Origin of the sequence: Natronosporangium hydrolyticum (assembly GCF_016925615.1) — a bacterium.
GTDB lineage: Bacteria > Actinomycetota > Actinomycetes > Mycobacteriales > Micromonosporaceae > Natronosporangium > Natronosporangium hydrolyticum.
Genome location: NZ_CP070499.1, coordinates 2,968,854 through 2,986,216, shown reverse-complemented (window position 1 = coordinate 2,986,216; position 17,363 = coordinate 2,968,854). Strand labels below are relative to the sequence as shown.

At 70.8% G+C, this 17,363-nt stretch carries 14 protein-coding genes; 11 read left to right on the top strand and 3 right to left on the bottom strand.

The window, feature by feature from the left end; translation table 11 throughout:
* Positions 1-88: 88 nt before the first annotated feature.
* Entirely contained in the window at positions 89-1,279 is a 1,191-nt protein-coding gene (locus JQS43_RS13240) for a PQQ-binding-like beta-propeller repeat protein (protein WP_239674696.1), read from the bottom strand.
* A gap of 72 nt (positions 1,280-1,351) precedes the next feature.
* Between JQS43_RS13240 and JQS43_RS13235 the strand changes: the two genes are divergently transcribed.
* Positions 1,352-3,352 carry a hypothetical protein gene (locus JQS43_RS13235; protein WP_239674695.1) on the top strand — a complete coding sequence of 667 codons (2,001 nt, stop codon included), beginning with the start codon at positions 1,352-1,354 and terminating at the stop codon, positions 3,350-3,352.
* Positions 3,353-3,358: 6 nt separating this feature from the next.
* Here the strand turns inward: JQS43_RS13235 and JQS43_RS13230 are convergent, their stop codons facing one another.
* Positions 3,359-4,714 (bottom strand): KamA family radical SAM protein, encoded by a 1,356-nt coding sequence (locus JQS43_RS13230; protein WP_239674694.1) that lies wholly within the window; start codon positions 4,712-4,714, stop codon positions 3,359-3,361.
* Positions 4,715-4,804: 90 nt separating this feature from the next.
* On the opposite strand from JQS43_RS13230, the gene kdd reads away from it, so the two are divergent.
* The 10 genes from kdd to JQS43_RS13180 all read left to right on the top strand — a co-directional run bounded on the left by kdd (position 4,805) and on the right by JQS43_RS13180 (position 16,834).
* A complete protein-coding gene (gene kdd, locus JQS43_RS13225) occupies positions 4,805-5,929 on the top strand; it encodes an L-erythro-3,5-diaminohexanoate dehydrogenase (RefSeq protein ID WP_239674693.1) in 1,125 nt (374 codons plus the stop codon).
* Between the two features lie 5 nt (positions 5,930-5,934).
* The gene (locus tag JQS43_RS13220; RefSeq protein WP_239674692.1) at positions 5,935-7,518 is read left to right on the top strand and encodes an amidohydrolase; all 1,584 of its coding nucleotides are present in this window, start codon (positions 5,935-5,937) and stop codon (positions 7,516-7,518) included.
* A gap of 41 nt (positions 7,519-7,559) precedes the next feature.
* Positions 7,560-9,170 carry a lysine 5,6-aminomutase subunit alpha gene (kamD, locus tag JQS43_RS13215; RefSeq protein WP_239679426.1) on the top strand — a complete coding sequence of 537 codons (1,611 nt, stop codon included), beginning with the start codon at positions 7,560-7,562 and terminating at the stop codon, positions 9,168-9,170.
* The gene (gene kamE / locus JQS43_RS13210; RefSeq protein WP_275580889.1) at positions 9,167-9,916 is read left to right on the top strand and encodes a lysine 5,6-aminomutase subunit beta; all 750 of its coding nucleotides are present in this window, start codon (positions 9,167-9,169) and stop codon (positions 9,914-9,916) included. Before kamD ends, kamE begins: the two co-directional genes overlap by 4 nt.
* Positions 9,913-10,332, top strand: a complete 420-nt coding sequence (gene kal, locus JQS43_RS13205; protein WP_239674691.1) for a 3-aminobutyryl-CoA ammonia lyase — start codon at positions 9,913-9,915, stop codon at positions 10,330-10,332. Before kamE ends, kal begins: the two co-directional genes overlap by 4 nt.
* Positions 10,333-10,361: 29 nt before the next feature.
* Positions 10,362-12,239, top strand: coding sequence for a glycoside hydrolase family 15 protein (locus JQS43_RS13200; RefSeq protein ID WP_275580888.1), 1,878 nt, complete (start codon positions 10,362-10,364; stop codon positions 12,237-12,239).
* A 2-nt stretch (positions 12,240-12,241) separates the two neighbouring features.
* A complete protein-coding gene (locus tag JQS43_RS13195) occupies positions 12,242-13,627 on the top strand; it encodes a glucose-6-phosphate dehydrogenase (protein WP_239679424.1) in 1,386 nt (461 codons plus the stop codon).
* Between the two features lie 353 nt (positions 13,628-13,980).
* Positions 13,981-15,561, top strand: a complete 1,581-nt coding sequence (gene lnt / locus JQS43_RS13190; RefSeq protein ID WP_239679423.1) for an apolipoprotein N-acyltransferase — start codon at positions 13,981-13,983, stop codon at positions 15,559-15,561.
* Positions 15,558-16,340 (top strand): polyprenol monophosphomannose synthase, encoded by a 783-nt coding sequence (locus JQS43_RS13185; RefSeq protein ID WP_239674689.1) that lies wholly within the window; start codon positions 15,558-15,560, stop codon positions 16,338-16,340. Before lnt ends, JQS43_RS13185 begins: the two co-directional genes overlap by 4 nt.
* On the top strand, positions 16,337-16,834 hold the full coding sequence (locus JQS43_RS13180; RefSeq protein WP_239674688.1) for an FxsA family protein: 498 nt from the start codon (positions 16,337-16,339) through the stop codon (positions 16,832-16,834). The genes JQS43_RS13185 and JQS43_RS13180 overlap by 4 nt, the downstream gene beginning before the upstream one ends.
* 70 nt (positions 16,835-16,904) lie before the next feature.
* Here the strand turns inward: JQS43_RS13180 and JQS43_RS13175 are convergent, their stop codons facing one another.
* Complete coding sequence (locus tag JQS43_RS13175) at positions 16,905-17,246, bottom strand: RNA polymerase-binding protein RbpA (protein WP_239674687.1); 342 nt, start codon at positions 17,244-17,246, stop codon at positions 16,905-16,907.
* Positions 17,247-17,363: the final 117 nt, after the last annotated feature.

Here is a 17,363-nt window from a genome sequence, read left to right as displayed (position 1 = left end):
ACCCGCGGGTAGGGCATGGTCGCCGGTGCCCCACCCGCGGGTCGGTTGGCGACCGAGGCATGGCCTGGCGGGAGTCGCGGTCGGATGCTCACCTGGTTGCGGCGTCGCCGTAGACGACGATCATGGACCCATAAACCCCGTTGTATCCGACGATGGCCAGCACACCATCGTCGTAGTGGGCCACCCAGGGCTCGGTAGGTGACAATTTGTCCAGGTCGAACTGCGGTTCGCCATCGGCGAGCCGGTAACCGATCCACCGGGAGAGGCGGTCGTCGGACATCACCAGCAGCGTCTGGTCGGTCAGCACCACCGCATCTGGGGAGCGCTCGACGACGAGCGGATCGCCGACACGGTGCCACCGTCGTTCACCGGTGTCGGCGTCGTAGCAGCCAATGCCGGCCTGACGACCCCAGATGCAGAAACCCTCCGGCACCGCCGCAATGTTGTTGGCGAGCAACGATCCGAAGTACTCCGCTCCCACCGGCACCGGTGGCCCAGGCTCCCCGGTGTCGAGCGGCACTGCGAACAACTGGTCGTCGGTGTAGTCGGCGGTCTGTTCGCTGGCCTGGACCACGGCCAGCCCATGTCCGGTGTCGGCGACGATCACCTCTGCGAACTCCGCCGCGGCAACCGGTATGGTGCTGTGCCACCGGCTCTGCCCAGTCGAGGTCACCCCGATCGCGTCGGTATGGTCGCCACAATCCAACAGCACGATCCACGCCACGGTCGTAGCGACCCGGGCGCTGTCGAGTTTCGGCCCACAGGCGTCCGCCAGCTCGGGCGGCTCCTCGTCAGACGGTTCTTCCGCGATCGCCGCCCGGGTCTCGTCGAGGTCGAGTCGCTCACCGGACGGGATGTGGAACGCCAGCTGGCCCCGGTCTCCCCGGCGCTGGCCGAACTGGACCACCATCCGGTCGGTGCCGAGCAGCGCGATCCGCGCGGACTCCGGCTCGGAAGGCTGGAATTCCCAGCGCAGCTCACCCGTGAACAGGTCTCGTACGCTCACTGTGTGGCCGGTGAAGACGACATACCCGCCCGGCGCGAGGGTCACCTGGCCGCTGCTGGTCTGATACCAGAGCTGCTCGGTGGGAAAGTCCGGTGGCGCCGTGGCGATCGGCACGGGCGGCGGTGCGTCGGTGGTCGCCGGATTGGTCGGCTCCGGCCAGAGCCACCAGAGGCCGCCGCTGATCGCGAGCGCCATCACCACGACCCCGCTGGCGACCCGACGTCCCCAGCCGGGGGTGGCCAGTAACGACCATGCGCGCGTCCATATAGCCATACCTCGTACGGTAGTGGGTCGACGCCAATGAGTATGGTGTCGGGGGCGATCGGCCCGGGGAGGTGGTGCTAGGTGGACGACGTTGAGCAGCCGGCGGAGGCGGTGCCCACATCGGTGGTGGGCAAGGCCTGGCTACCCGCCGAACACGTCGCCTTCGGGCTCGGTCTGGGCTCGCTGCTGGTAGCCGCCGCGGCGGTCGGGGTTGTGCCGCTGTGGCTGGCCGCGGTGTCGGTTGCGATCGGCGAGGGACTGTCCGGATTGGGTGCCGGGTTCTGGCGGGAGTGGATGGTAGCGGGCCTGACTGTCGGTGCCGTGGGCGCAGCGCTGCTGCATGCGCGCTCTACGGGGTTCAAGGTGGCGACCCGCGACCGACCCGCGGTCTATCCGCACCTGCGGATCGCGTTGGGCTCCGGGTTGCTGGCGGCGGGGGCAGTGGGGGTCGCGGGTTATCGATTCGCGCTGCCGCCTGGCCCGGAGCGGGATGGCCTCGCACTCTTCCACGGCGCCGGGGTGCCGCCTGCGCTGATGGCGGCGGCGGCTCTGCTCGCGTTGGTGGGGGGATCCGCGATTGTCTACTGGTCGGTTCGCCGGTCGCTCCGGTTGGAGCGACACTGGTTGGCGGCGGGGGCGCCTCGACAACGGGCGCTGTGGCGACCGTCGCAGCCACCTCGCCGGGTCCCCGCTATGGCGCTCGGCGCTGGGCTCGCCGTGCTGCTCGTGCCGGCCGGGTGGCCGTTGGCTTCGATGGCTCACGGCCAGGCCAAGGAGCGCGCTCGCGCTCATGTGGTCAGTGCCGAGGTGTTCGATCCGCCACGACAGGACCCCGAGGTGCTCGTCGCCGGCGCCGGCGGCCAGTCGTGGGTCCGGCAGGATCTGCAGCGGGCGGTTCCCGCCGGTGACCTGGTGGTGGGGTTGACCGTCGAGCAAGTCGGCGAAGACCGGATCGAGAGTAGTGTGCTGGGTCTGCGCGCCGACGATGGTGCGCAGCTGTGGCAATGGCGGATTCGTAGCCGGATCCACGACATGGTGGTCGACCCGGTAGACCGGGCGGTGTTGGTCCTGCTCTCGTCGACCGTGGTGGTGCTCGACTTCGAAGGTCAGGTGAGCGTGACCGAGATCCTGCCCCGTGGGGCGGAGCCACGGTCGTGGTCGGTGGTGGAGCAGCCGACCGGGTTCGATTTCTCTGCCTCGAGTCGCCGGCCTCCCAACCGGCTGGAGCTGGCCCGAACCGTCGTGATCCAGGCGCACGAGGGGACCGATCTCTACCCGTCCGAGATCCTCGGGATGGCGGTGGCCACCGGCGCGATCCGCTGGCGGGCGACGGTGCCGCCGAGCTGTGATACCGAGGCGGTGGTGGTCCCTGAGTCGCTTGCCCAACCGATAGGCGTCGACATGTTGGTCAGCTTTCATGGCTCGCTGTGCCGGACTCACGACCATCTGACCAGGTTCGGCCCCGACGGCCCAGCGCGGAGCTGGTCACTGGCCCCGGCCAAGACGGTGCTACGCACCTGCTACTGCAGGGTCCTCGGCTTCCGGGCGCTCGCGCCGGACCTCATCGCTGCGGTCGTTCTCCGTGACCTCAGGGAGGAGCTTCCGGAGAACGATGTGGAGGTTATCGTGCTGGACGGCGACGGCGACGGCGACGGCGACGGCGACGGCGATCGGGTGGCGGTGTTGCCGCGTGAGTGGCTGATCGGCCACACCTACCTCGTTTCACCGCCGCAGTCTGGCGCCGGTCCGGTCATCGCCACCACGGAGCCGGGGCGGTGGGTGCTCTCCGAGCTTGGCAGCCAGCCGCCCGCGGACCCGGAGGTGCGCCGGGCTCCGGGCCTGGATGGCCTCAATCCGTTGGCGGTGGCGTGGCCGTTGCTGGTGGAGCATCGGGAGGCCGACACGCTGGTGGTTTGGGATGCCAGTGACGGGTTGGAAGCCATCGAGGAGATCTCGCTGCCCCCGGGCGCCGGCTGCCACCTGTCCACCGGGCGACTCCAGGTCCACGGCGGCCACGCCACGCTGACCTGCCTCGACGACGACGGTCCGAGGGCGACCGTGGTCACGCTCCCGCCGATCTGAGCCGGTTCAGGCTGAGCTGGTGGCGCGCTGCTTGGACCACCAGCGTTGGCCCGACCCCGGCAGGGTGTCGATCGGGTCGTAGTAGGGGAACCGCCGGCTCAGCACCTCGGGCTCATCGGCCTCCAGTGTGGTGCGGTAGTTCTTCGTCCAGTACGAGATCCCATGCTCCCGGTCGTACTCGGCGACCATGTGGACCCACCGCTTGCCGACGAACGGCACGTCGCAGACGATCCGGGGGGTTGCGTACCCGGGTAGCCAGCCCATGATTTCGTGCTGCAGCTGCTGCGCCCGCCACACCGGCAGCCGCCAGTGTTCGGCGTTCGGGATCATGTCGCAGAGGTAGAAGTAGTACGGGAGGATGTTCGCCTCGCCCTGCAGCGCGAAGCACAGCGCCAGCAGGTCGTCGGCGGTGTCATTTACGCCGCGCAGCAGCACCCCCTGGTTGCGGACGTCGCGGACCCCGACCGCGAGCGCGGTCTGGGCGGCCTCGGCCACCAGCGGGGTGACCGACTGGACATGGTTGACGTGGGTGTGGATCGCCAGGTTCACCCCGCGCCGGCGGGCGGTGCCGGCGACCCGCTCCAGCCCCTCCACCACCCGGGGTTGCAGCCAGTGTTGCGGCAGGCCCATCAGCGCCTTCGTCGCCAGCCGGATGTCGCGTACCGTCTCGGTGTCCAACAGTCGCAGCAGGTACGACTCCAGGTGTGGCCAGGGAACGTTGGCGACATCGCCGCCGGAGACCACCACGTCGCGTACCCCGGGGTGGTCGCGAAGGTACGCGATGTGGGCGTCGTAGCGTTCGGTGGGCTTGCCGGCGAGTTTGAGCTTCGGTACCGCGGGCGTGGAGTTGCCGACCAGGTCCATCCGGGTGCAGTGGCCGCAGTACTGCGGGCAGGTGGAGAGAAGTTCGGCGAGCACCTTGGTCGGGTAGCGGTGGGTGAGCCCTTCGGCGACCCACATGTCGTGCTCGTGTAGCGAGTCGCGGGTGGCGTAGGGGTGGCTGGGCCACTCCGGGTGCCGGTCGGAGGCGACCGGGAGCATGTAGCGCCGGATCGGGTCGGCGTAGAACGCCTCGGTGCTGACCTGGTCGTCGGGCACCATCGTGTTGATCATCTGCGGGGGGAGCAGCATCGACATGGTGGCGGTGGTGCGCTGGTCGGCGACCAGGTCGGCGTAGAACCGCTCGTCGACCAGGTCGCCGAGCAAAGCCCGTAGCTGGCCGGGGTTCTTGACGCAGTGCGCCCGCTGCCACTGGGCATCGCGCCATTGGGCGGCGGTGACGTCCCGCCATCCGGGGAAGCGGGTCCAGTCCGGCTCGCGCAGTGGCCGCCGGTGGGCTTCGTACGGCTGTCCGTGACTCACCTACGCCTCCCTCAGATGCTGTAATATCTCCTTCACATTCGCTACAGTACCGAAGATATTCCGGCTAGGTTAGACGCGTGGAGGAAGAAAGTGGGATCACCGGTCGGGCTGCATCGGGTCGTCGAGCCGCCTGGGGTGTTACCCCAGGCCGCCTGGCGGCTTGACCCGGATCCGACGATCCGCGACGACGAGGTGCGCGTCTCCGTGCACCGGCTCAACCTGGACGCGGCCAGCTTCCGGCAGCTCCGGGAGGCCCACGGCGGTGACGGTGATGCGGTCCGCGCCCAGGTGCGGCAGTGGATCACCGAGCGGGGGAAGATGCACAACCCGGTCACCGGCTCCGGCGGGATGCTGATCGGCACCGTCGACGCGGTCGGGCCCGCCTCGCCGCTGGGGCTTCGGGCTGGTGATCAGATCGCCACTCTGGTCTCGCTCAGCCTCACTCCGCTGGCGATCAGCGACGACCTCGCCGACTGGGACGGCCGCAGCGAGCAGGTGCCCTGCGCCGGCCACGCGATCCTGTTCGCGCGTTCCGCCGTGGCGGTGCTGCCGGACGACCTGGACCCGACGCTGGCGCTGGCGGTGCTCGACGTCTGCGGCGCGCCAGCGCTCACCGATCGGCTGGTCCGCCAGTACGCCGCCCCCCGCCCCGATGCGTCGATCATGGGTTTCGGGACCGGAATCGGCGCCGACGAGGTACCTAAGTCCATGATCGGCCGAGGGGGTGGGGGGCCGGCGGTGGCGGTGCTGGGTGCCGCCGGCAAGAGCGGGGCGTTGGCGTTGGCCGCGGCCCGCCGCGCCGGTGCCGCCGCCACCGTCGGGTTGGTGCCGACCGTCGCCGAACAGCGGCGACTCACTGCTGCCGGGCTCGCCGATGCGGTAGTGCTCGCCGACGCCCGCGACCCGGTCGCGACCGCCGAGGCGGTCACCGGCGCGCTGGCCGGCGCCGGTGCCGACATCACCGTGGTCTGTGTCGACGCCTCCGGCTGCGAGCACGGCGCCATCCTCGCCACCGCGTCCGGCGGCACGGTCATCTTCTTCGGTATGGCCACCTCCTTCACCGCCGCCGCACTGGGGGCGGAGGGGCTCGCCGCCGACGTCACCATGCTGATCGGCAACGGCTTCGTCCCCGGCCACGCCGACCACGCCCTGGCCCTGCTGCGGAGCGAACCTGGCGCGCGGGAACTCATCGAGGCCCGGATCCGGGCAGACTGAGCCTCATGCAGCCGCAATCCACACCTACCGGCCCGACCACGCTCTACCGGGGCGGCCCGGTCTACAGCACCAGCCATCCGGACGCCACCGCACTGCTCGTGGCGGGCGATACGGTGGCCTGGCTCGGCCCGGCCGCCGAGGCCCCCACCGCCGACCGTACGGTCGAGCTCGACGGCGCCCTGGTCACCCCCGCATTCGTCGATGCCCACGTGCACTTGACCGATACCGGGCTGGCGCGCACCGGCCTCGACCTGTCCGGTACCCGGTCGGCCGGGCAGCTGCTCGACGCCGTCGCCGCGGCGGCGGCCGCGCTGCCCGCCGGTGCGGTCCTACTCGGCCACGGCTGGGATGAGTCCACCTGGGACGACCCGACCCCACCCGATCCGATCGCGCTGGACCGCGCCGCCGGCGGGCGGCTCGTCTACGCAGCCCAGGCGAGCCTGCACTCGGCGCTCGCCTCGAGCGCGCTGCTGCCGGCGGCGGCCGGCCACCCCGGGTACGACCCGAGCGGCTGGGTGCGGCAGGAGGCGCACCACGCGGTGCGTTCGGTGGCGCTGGGGGCGGTCACGATGGCGCAACGGCGGGCCGCGCAACAGGCCGCGCTGACCCGGGCGGCCGCCCAGGGGATCGCCGCGGTGCACGAATGCGGTGGCCCCAGCATCTCCTCCGAGGCCGACTTCACCGCTGCGCTCACCCGGGCGGCCGAGGGCGACTGCCCAGAGGTGTACGGGCTGTGGGGTGAACTCGGTGCGGCCGAGAAGGCGAAGCAGTTGGGGGCGCTCGCGGCGGGCGGGGACTTGTTCGCCGACGGCGCGCTGGGTGCCCGTACCGCCCGGCTGCGCAGCGACTACCTCGACGGCGAGGGCGGCTGCGGTCACGCCTACCTCAACCCGGAGCAGGTCCGCGATCACCTGCTGGCGTGCCACCGGGCGGGGATCGCGGGCGGTTTCCACGCTATCGGCGATGCCGCCCTGGCCACAGTGCTGAGCGGGTTCGCCGGTGCCGCGCAGCGGCTGGGTACGGCGCGGCTGCGCTCGGCCCGGCACCGGATCGAGCACGTTGAGCTGGTCGACCGGGCGATGATCGCGCAGCTGGTCGGGTTCGGCGTGATCGCCAGCGTCCAGCCGGCCTTCGACCGGTTGTGGGGCGGCGAGCACCAGCTCTACGCCCAGCGGCTCGGGCCGGCGCGAGCGCTGGCGGCGAATCCGTTCGGGGCGCTGCACGCGGTCGGGGTGCCGCTTACCTTCGGATCGGATTCGCCGGTAACCCCGCTCGATCCGTGGGGGACGGTGCGGGCCGCGATCTGGCATCACAATCCGCCGCAACGGCTGAGCCTGAAGGCGGCCTTTGCGGCGCATACCCGCGGCGGGTGGCGGGCGGTCGGGCAGGAGCGCCACGGGGTGCTTTCGCCCGGCGCCCCGGCGACCTTCGCGGTGTGGCACACCCCGGCCGGCCGGGCCGGGGCGTTGCCGAAGCTGCTCGCTGACGACCTTGCTCAGCGGGGTCCGCAGGACCCGACGCCGTTGCCCCGTTGCCGGCGCACCGTCCTGCGCGGTGAGCCCATCTTCGACGCCGAGGAGGAGCCGTGACCAGCCGTCCGCCCGCCCGTACCCGTAGCCGGCCGAACCGGCTGCTCGACCTGGACCCGGCGCTGGTACGCCGGAGCCGGCAGCTGGCCCGCCGTGCAGGCAAACCCGTGGTCGCGTTGGCCCGCAGCCATACCACCGTGTCGGTAGAGCGGGCGGTGCTGCGGCTGGCTGGGTTGGCCGGCGCCGACCCGGCGGGGATTCCGTGGGTGAACCGGCTGGTGGAGGCGGTCGACGCGGAGGTGGGGCTGGGGCACGGGGTGGCGCTGCCGGTCTTCGACGCGCTGTTGCGCGACGGACATCAGGACCTGGAGCTGTTGGCGCAGAAAGCGGCGGCCGGTTCGGCGCACTTTGCCGTCCCCACTGGCCGGGCGGCGACCGCTGCCCGCCGGGCGGCGCACCGGGCGGCGGCCGCCGGGGTTCGGCGCATCGACCGGCGGCGGGCGGAACGGGACCGCCTGGTCAAACGCTTCGGTGACCCACCGCAGCGGCCTTGGCTGTACCTGATCGTCGCCACCGGCGACATCTATGAGGACATGGTCCAGGCGAAGGCGGCGGCCAGGGCCGGCGCGGACGTGATCGCGGTGATCCGCTCCACCGGGCAGTCGTTGCTGGACTACGTGCCGGAGGGGGCTACCCGGGAGGGCTTCGCCGGCACCTACGCCACCGCGGAGAATTTCCGGCTGATGCGGACGGCGCTCGACGAGGTCAGCGCGGAGCTGCGTCGGTATGTCCGGCTGACCAACTATGCGTCGGGGCTGTGCATGCCGGAGATCGCGGCGCTGGCCGGTCTGGAACGCCTGGACATGATGCTCAACGATTCGATGTACGGCATTCTGTTCCGGGACATCAACCCGATCCGCACCTTTGTCGACCAGCGGTTTTCCCGGCAGGTGCACGCCCGCGCCGGCATCATGATCAACACTGGCGAGGACAACTACCTCACCACCGCCGACGCGGTCGAGGCGGCCCACACGGTCACCGTCTCCCAGCTGCTCAATGAGTACTTCGCGCACGAGGCGGGGTTGCCGGACGGGCAGCTGGGGCTCGGCCACGCCTTCGAGATCGACCCGGCGCTGCCCGACTCGTTCCGGCTGGAGCTGGCGCACGCGCTGCTCGCCCGGGAGCTGTTCCCGAAGGCGCCGTTGAAGTGGATGCCGCCGACTAAGCACATGACCGGGGACGTGTTCCGGGGCAACCTGCTCGACGGCTTTTTCAACCTCGCCGGCGTGCTGACCCGCCAGGACATCCTGCTGGTCGGCATGATGACCGAGGCGGTGGTGACCCCGTGGCTGTCGGACCGGGACATCGCGCTGCAGAACGTCTCCTACGTACGCGGCGCGGCGGGCGCGCTGCACGAGGACTTCGTCCCGGCGCCGGGCGGATTCATCCAACAACGGGCCAACCAGGTGCTCGCCGAGGCGGTGGCGCTGCTGGAACGGATCGTCGAAGGCGAAACGGGGGCCGACCCGCGAGCTCCCGGCCGTGCTACCCGGGCCGACCCGCGAGCTCCCGGCCTGCTGACTGCGATCGCCGACGGCACCTTCGGGATCATGAAGCGACCGCCGGACCGGGGCAAGGGGCTCGACGGCGTGGTGCCCCACGAGCCCGACTATTACAACCCGGTCACCGACATCCTGGAGGCCACGCCGTGACCGAGCCGACGATCATCCGCCCGTACGGGGACACCACCGGCGACGGCATGGTGCAGGTGAGCTTCACGCTGCCGCTGCCGGCCGACGCCCGCGCGGAGGCGGCCGCCCGGCAGCTCGCGGGAAAGATGGGCATCGACCCGGCGATGGTGGTGCACACCCGGCAGCTGGGGGAGTCGCACACCTTCTTCGTGGTGTACGGCCGGGTGAACCACCTGGTCGACCTCGCTCAGGTGCAGGTCAGGGAGCGTGAGTACCCGTTGCTGAATCCGAAGGAGATCAACACCGAGGTGAAACGGCTGCTGCGGCGCCGGCTGTCGGTGGTGGGAGCATGCATCGGCACCGACGCTCACACTGTCGGCATCGACGCGATCCTCAATCTCAAGGGGGTGGCGGGGGAGAAGGGGTTGGAGTATTACCGGGAGCTGAAGGTCAGCAACCTCGGGGCCCAGGTCACCGTCGACGAGCTCGTGTCGTCTGCTCGGGCCGAGGCGGCCGACGCAGTGCTGGTGTCGCAGGTGGTCACCCAGCGGGATGCCCACCTGCGCAACGTGCGGGAGCTGGCAGCGGCCTTTCGCGACAGTTTCCCCGAGCGCAGCCGGCCGTTGCTGGTCGCCGGGGGGCCACGGTTCGACGAGGAGATGGCCGGTGAGCTGGGCGTTGACCGGATCTTCGGAAGGGGCACCACGCCAGCGGAGGTCGCCAGCTACTTGGTGTTCGCGGTGGCCCAGCGGAAGGCCGCGGCGTGAGCGCCCGGGTTGGACTGCAGGTGGCCCACCGGCGGTACGTGCCGTACGGCCACGCCCACTACGGCGGTGCGCTGGTCGACGGTGCTTACCTGCTCGGGTTGTTCGGTGACGTCGCTACCGAGCTGTGTATCCGTGGCGATGGTGACGAGGGCCTGTTCGCCAGCTACGCCGACGTCCAGTTCCGGGCGCCGGTCCGCGCCGGTGATGTGGTAGAGGCCCGGGGGCAGATCATCCGGGTCGGCAACCGCAGCCGGACGATCGAATTCTCTTGCGTGGTGGTGTGCCGGGCCCAGCCGGAACGGGGCGGCTCGGCCGCGCAGGTGCTCGAACCTCCGCTGGTGGCTGCCGTCGCCACCGGCACGGTGGTGGTGCCGTCGCCAACTGTGGCGGGTGAGGCGGTCGCGTCGGACGGTTAGTCGCCGATCATGCTGGGTAGGAACCCGGCATGAGTAACAGATTCGCTCCGCTGAGACGACGTGACGGATACCTGCCAATCGAAGATCATGGACTGATTGGCGACGGTCGGGGAGCGGGTCTGGTGGGCCGCGACGGGGGGATCTCCTGGCTGTGTGTGCCCCGGTTCGACAGCCCACCGGTCTTCTGCGGGCTGCTGGACCACGAGCGGGGAGGCGTGCTGCGGATCGCCCCGACCGCACCGGCCCACACCCGCCAGTACTACCTCGACGACACCGGGGTCCTGGTCACCGAGTTCGAAACCGACACCGGGGTGCTCTCGGTCACCGACGCCTTCGTGCTCGCTGACGGTGCCGACCTGTCGGGTGCGCCGGCCGGCCGAGGTGAGCTGGTGCGCGCGTTGCAGGTGCCGCACGGCGACCTGGAGGTCGAACTGGTGCTGTCGGCGCGCGGCCAGGTCGACGTGGCCAGGTCGGCGGGCGGCCTGCGGATCAACAGCTCGGCGTGCCCGGACGTGACCCTGCAGGTGGGGGCATCCGCGCCGTTAGCGGGTACCCGGACCACCTGGCGGCTGCGCACCGGCGACCGGGTGTACGTCTGGCTGCGGTGGAAGGACCAGCAACATAGCCTCAACCTCGACCTCGACCAGGGTGGCCCGAGCAACGCGGCGGAGGCGGCCGAGCGGTTGGCGTCGACCATCGGGGATTGGCAGCGCTGGTCCGAACGGATCAGGTACGACGGGCCGCAACCGGAGCTGGTGCGTCGCTCGGCGATCACCCTCAAGATGCTCGACTACGCCGAGGACGGCGCGATCGTGGCGGCGCCCACCTCGTCGCTGCCGGAAGAGATCGGCGGTGAACGCAACTGGGACTACCGCTTCACGTGGATCCGCGACGCCGCCTTCTCGGTCTACGCCCTGCGCCAGCTGGGGTTGGGGGCGGAGGCCGATCACTTTCTGTCCTGGGTGCTCGACATGGTCGACCGGGAAGGCGAGCCGCGGGTGCTGTACGACCTCGACGGCGGTCAGCCGAGCCGGGAACGGATCGACGCCGAGCTGGCCGGCTACCGCGGTTCAAACCCGGTCCGGTGGGGCAACGCCGCCGCCGACCAGACCCAGCACGATGTCTACGGCGAGATCCTCGACTGTGCCCATCAGCGGGTGTCCAACGGCTATGGGCTGGACCCCGGCTTGTGGCAGTGGCTGGCACGGCTGGCCAACCTCGCCCGCGAACGCTGGCAGCAGCCCGATCACGGGATCTGGGAGGTGCGCAGCGCCGCGCGGCCGTTCACGTACTCGGTGGCGATGTGCCAGGTGGCGCTGGAGCGGGCGGCCCGGATCGCCGACCAGCTGGACCTGCCGGGCGACCGGGCGGGCTGGGAACGCGAGGCGACCGCGATCCGACGGGCGATCCTGGAGCAGGCCTGGGACCCGAAGCAGGAAGCGATCACCGAACAGCTGGGCAGCCCCGAGGACGGCGCATCCTCGGCGCTGGACGCCAGCGTGCTGGCGCTCCCGCTGCGGCAGGTGATTTCGGGGGCGCATCCGGCGATGGTCTCCACCACCCGGGCGGTCGTGGATCGGCTGGGCGCCGGCGACGGCCTGCTCTACCGCTATCTCGTGGACGACTCCCCAGACGGGCTCGCCGGCCATGAAGGCGCCTTCCTGTTGTGTAGTTTCTGGCTGGCCGACAACTGGACTCGCCAGGGCCGGATCGACGAGGCGGGTCAGCTCTATGAGTCGCTGTGCGCCCGCGCCAACCCGCTGGGGCTGCTGCCGGAGCAGATCGATCCCACCACCGGTGCCTTCCTGGGCAACTTTCCGCAGGCGTTCAGCCATGTCGGGGTGATCACCAGCGGGTTGAATCTCGCCGAGGCCTTGCGGAAAGATCGCGCGGAGACGGAGGCGTGACGATGGTGGAGCGGTTGGCGATCCTGGGGGCGGCCGGTGATCTGACCGGCCGGTACCTGCTGCCGGCCCTGGTGGAGTTGGAGCGGGCCGGTCAGCTGCCGGAGCAGCTGGCGGTGATCGGCGCCGGCCGCCACGACTGGTCCGACGCGGAGTTTCGGCAGCGGGCCCGGCAGCAGTTGGCCGAGCATGGTGACGGCGCCCCGGACGAGTTTCTCGCCCGGCTGTCCTGGTGTCACTGCGACGCCAGCGATCCAGCGGACCTGCGGCGACTGCTCGGCGACGAACAGCACTTGTCGGTGCTCTACCTCGCCCTGCCGCCGTCGGTCTACCCGACGACCGTCGCTGCCCTGGCCGAGCTGGGCGGCCCGCCGCAGACCAGGCTGGTGGTGGAGAAGCCGTTCGGCACCGATCTGGCCAGTGCCGAGGAGCTAAACCGCGGCATCAGTGAGGTGCTGCCGGAGCGGGCAGTGTTCCGAGTGGACCACTTCCTGGGCAAACAGACGGTGCAGAATGTGCTGGGGTTGCGCTTCGCCAACCGGATCTTCGAACCGGTCTGGAACCACGCCCACATCTCCCACGTCGAGATCATCTGGGATGAGACCCTGGGCTTGGAGGGCCGCGCCGGTTACTACGATCACACCGGCGCGCTGCGGGACATGCTCCAGAACCACCTGCTGCAACTGTTGGCGCTGGTCGCGATGGAGCCCCCGAGCGGGCTCGGGGAGCGGGACCTGCGGGACCGCAAAGTGGACGTGTTGCGGGCCACCCGGGTGTTGACCGCGGAGGAGACCGCGCACCCCTCGGTGCGGGGCCGGTATACCGCCGGCGCCATCGGCGACCGGCAGCTGCCGGACTACGCGGCAGAGGACGGAGTGGACCCGCAGCGGCAGACCGAGACCTTCGCTGAGATCACCGTGGTGGTCGACAACTGGCGGTGGGCCGGAGTGCCGTTCATCCTGCGTTCCGGCAAGGCGCTCGGCGCCGACCGCACCGAGATCGCGCTGCATTTCTACCCGGTGCCACACTCGCCGTTCCCGGAGTTCGGTCGGGCCGGACCAAATGTGCTCCGACTCACGTTGGCCTCCGGCGGCGCCCCGGATCAGATCGGCCTCGGCCTCAACCTCAACGGCGGTGGGGATCCGCTGCGGTTGGAACCGGCGCAGCTCGATCTGCGACTAACCGATCAGGAGCTGCCGGCGTATGCGCGGTTGCTGCTGGACATCTTGGAGGGGGATCCGACTCTGTCGATTCGCGGGGATGAGGCTGAGGAGGCGTGGCGGATCGTGTCGCCGGTGTTGTCGGCGTGGCAGCGCGGCGATGTGCCGCTTGAGGACTATCCTGCCGGCTCCGCCGGACCCGCGCGCAGTCAGGTGGGGGGAGCCACTTGACAGCGGCCCGGGGAGGGCGCGTACCGTCGAGGGCTCACGCAGACGATGGCTGGCGTTCAGCGTGCCCAGGGGGTGGGCGCGGTCAGTAGAGAACGGCCCCACCGGGAGTCATCCGGGTGGGGACGGTACGAAGGCCGCGCCCGTTCACCAGCCACGCGTCGCGGGGCGCGGCCGGCCGGCCGCGCCCCGTTTGACGTCTCGGCCGGTGATGGCGGCCGGTGGTGGTGAGCCCCGACCCCGTCAGGCAGGCTAGGGGCGTGACTGACCGCTCCGCCCCACCTTCGCCGACCTCGCCGCCCCAGGCCGACGAGTCCGCCGGCTCGCCGAGGCCCCGACCCTGGCTACCGCTGCCCGTGGCCGGGTGCGCGGCGGCGCTGGCCGGGCTGGCGTTGCTGTTCGCCTTCCCGCCGTACGACCAGTGGTGGCTGGCCCCGGTCGGGGTTGCGCTGTTCGCGGTCGCCGTACACCGGCGGCGGGCGCGGGTGGGCGCCGGGCTCGGTGCCCTGACCGGGCTGGTCTTCTTTGTGCCGCTGCTGAGCTGGGCGGCGCTGGAGATCGACGCCGCGCCGTGGCTGCTGCTGTCGGCCTCGCAGGCGGCCTTTGTGGCGGCGCTGGGGGCCGCCGCCGCATATTTGAGTCCGCTGATCGACCGGGCGCCGCTGACCTGGCCGGTGTGGGTGGCGGTGTTGTGGGTGGGGCAGGAGGCGCTGCGTTCGAGGGTTCCGTTCGGCGGCTTCCCGTGGGGTCGGTTGGCTTTCAGCCAGGCGGATTCACCGCTGTTGCCGCTGGCCGCGATCGGGGGCGCGCCGCTGGTGAGCGGCGCGACCGCGCTGGTCGGTGGGGTGATCGCGGCCGTGCTGTGGCGGCTGACCGTGGCCGCGTCTTCGCACCGTGGCCAGTGGGTTGCGGCGGCACGAGCGCAGGCGCTGCCGGTGGGGGCGTTGCTGGCCGCCGTCGGGGCGGTGTTGCTGGCCAGCATGGCGGTACCCCAGCGGCAACCCGACGGGCCACCGGTGACGGTCGCGATTGTGCAGGGCAATGTGCCGCGGCTGGGGCTGGACTTCAACGCCCAGCGGCGCGCGGTGCTGGACAACCACGTCCGGGCGACCGAGGAGTTGGCGCAGCGGGTCGGCCGGGGGGAGGCCGCGCAGCCGGATCTGGTGGTGTGGCCGGAGAACTCCAGCGATATCGACCCGATCGCCAACCCGGACGCCGGGGCGTTGATCAGCGGCGCCGCCGACGCGATCGACGCGCCGATCCTGGTCGGCGCGATCGTGCGGGATCCGGCGGCCGCCGGCCCGTACAACGTCGGACTTGTCTGGCAGCCGGGGACCGGGCCGGGTGAAATGTACGCCAAGCGGCAACCGGTACCCTTCGCCGAGTATCTGCCGTTGCAGCCGGTGGTGGAGCCGATCGCCCGGTGGTTGACCGGCGACGATGTCGACCGGGTCGGCGGGTTCGCCGCTGGTGACGAACCGGGAGTGCTGCAACTGGGCCCCGCGGCCGTAGGGGATGTCATCTGTTTCGAAGTCGCCTACGACGGGCTGGTACGCGACAGCGTGGTCGAGGGGGCTGAGTTGCTGGCGGTACAGACCAACAACGCAACCTTCAACGAGGCCGAGGCGTACCAGCAGCTGGCGATGGTGCGGCTGCGCGCGGTCGAGCACGGCCGAGAATCGCTGATGGCCTCGACCGTGGGGATCAGCGGGTTCGTCGGGGTAGATGGCCAGGTTTCCGACGCGACGGGGTTCTTCACCCAGGACGTCCCGGTGCGTACCCTGTCTCTCGCGACTGGCCGCACGCTCGCCACGACGGTGGGGGTGTGGCCGGAGGCGCTGCTCGCGACGGGCGCGCTGGCGGGTCTGGCAGCGGCGTTCGTGCTCCGGCGGCGGTCCCGGACGAAGGTGATCGATGTGAATGAGAGGTCCACATGACAGGCGGCCAGCCGGCGACCGACGCCGAGCTAGGACGGGTGCTGGTAGTGATTCCCACCTACAACGAGGCGGAGAATCTACCGCTGATCACCGCCCGGGTCCGCGCAGCTGTGCCGGCGGTGGAGATCCTGGTGGTCGACGACGCCAGCCCCGACGGCACTGGTGAGCTGGCCGACCAGTTGGCGGCCGAGGATGACCAGATCCACGTCCTGCACCGAGCCGGCAAGCAAGGGTTGGGGGCGGCGTACCTCGCCGGGTTCAGCTGGGCCACCGACCGCGGTTTCGACGTAGTGGTGGAGATGGATGCCGATGGCTCGCACGCGCCGGAGCAGCTATCGGCGCTGCTGGCGCAGCTGCCTACCGCGGATGTGGTGCTCGGTTCCCGCTGGGTGCCCGGCGGCGAGGTGGTCAACTGGCCGTTGCAGCGCAAGCTGCTCTCGCGCGGCGGCAACATCTACACCCGGCTGGCGCTGGGGATGCCGATCAAGGACGCGACCGGCGGTTACCGCGCCTACCGGATCCCTGCCCTGGAGAAGATCAACGTCGACTCTGTCGCCTCACAGGGATACTGTTTTCAGGTAGACCTTGCCTGGCGAGCCCATCGACACGGCCTGCGGGTGGTGGAGGTGCCGATCACCTTTACGGAGCGGGAGCGCGGGGCGAGCAAGATGAGTCCGGCGATCGTCCGGGAGGCGTTGTGGCGAGTGACCGTGTGGGGTTTCCAGGCACGCCGACAGGCGCTGCGCCGGGCGCTGGGCCGCGGACGCCGCTTCCCGTGAGCCGGCGGCCTTGGTTGCCGGCGGCGCTGTTGTGCCTGCTGGTGGCCGAGATCGTGACGTTTCTGGTGATCGGTAACGTGCTCGGCTTCGGCTGGGCGCTGTTGCTGGTAGCCGCGGCGAGCCTGCTCGGAGTGGTGCTGCTGCGCCGGGAAGGGCTGCGGGCATGGCGCGGCTTCCAGGCGGCGGCTGCCGAGGGCGCGCCCCCGGGCCCGAGGGTGACCGATGGTGTGGTGGGGCTTACCGGCGCGATGCTGCTGACCGCACCAGGGTTGATCAGTGGGGTAGCGGGGGCGGTGCTGTTGCTGCCGCCGGTGCGAGCGGTGGTCCGCAGTCGGGTGCAGGCCCGCTCCGAGCAGCAGATGACCTCGCCAGCGGCGGGGCAGATGTTTGGTCCCCGGCGGGTGCATGTCCATCAGGAGCCACCGGCCCCCGGCGGTGACCGCGTCGACCACCGCGACCAGGTCGTCGAGGGGGAGATCGTAGACGACCGCTGACGGTCGCAGCTACGCGTGAAGCGGCCCGGAGATCCCGCCGTGGGGATCTCCGGGCCGCTTCACGCGTAGCTCAGGCCCGGCCTCGGCGGGTCCGGACCTCTTCGAGTCGCTCGTTCAGGATCTCGTCGAGCTCGGCCAGCGAACGCCGCTCCAGCAGCATGTCCCAGTGGGTCCGCGGCGGCTTGACCTTCTTCTGCTCCGGCTCAAGACCGTCGACCAGCTGGGCGACGCTGCCGTCATACTTGCACTCCCAGGTCATAGGGACCTCCGCGTCGACCGCGAAGGGCACCTCGAACTGGTGGCCCCGGGCGCACAGGTACTCCCGGGTCTGCCTCGGCGCCAGCTCGGTGTTGCGATCGGACTCGTAGCTGACGGCCCCCAGCCGACTGCCGCGCAGCATGCGCTCGCCCATGATCAGCTCTCTCCTCCGGTTGTGGTGCGGCTCCGCCTACGTACAACGGCGCTGCGCGTGGACGGGTGTCACGCGGTGTCCGTCAGGGCCCCGCCTCCTTGATGCCACCGCCTCCTC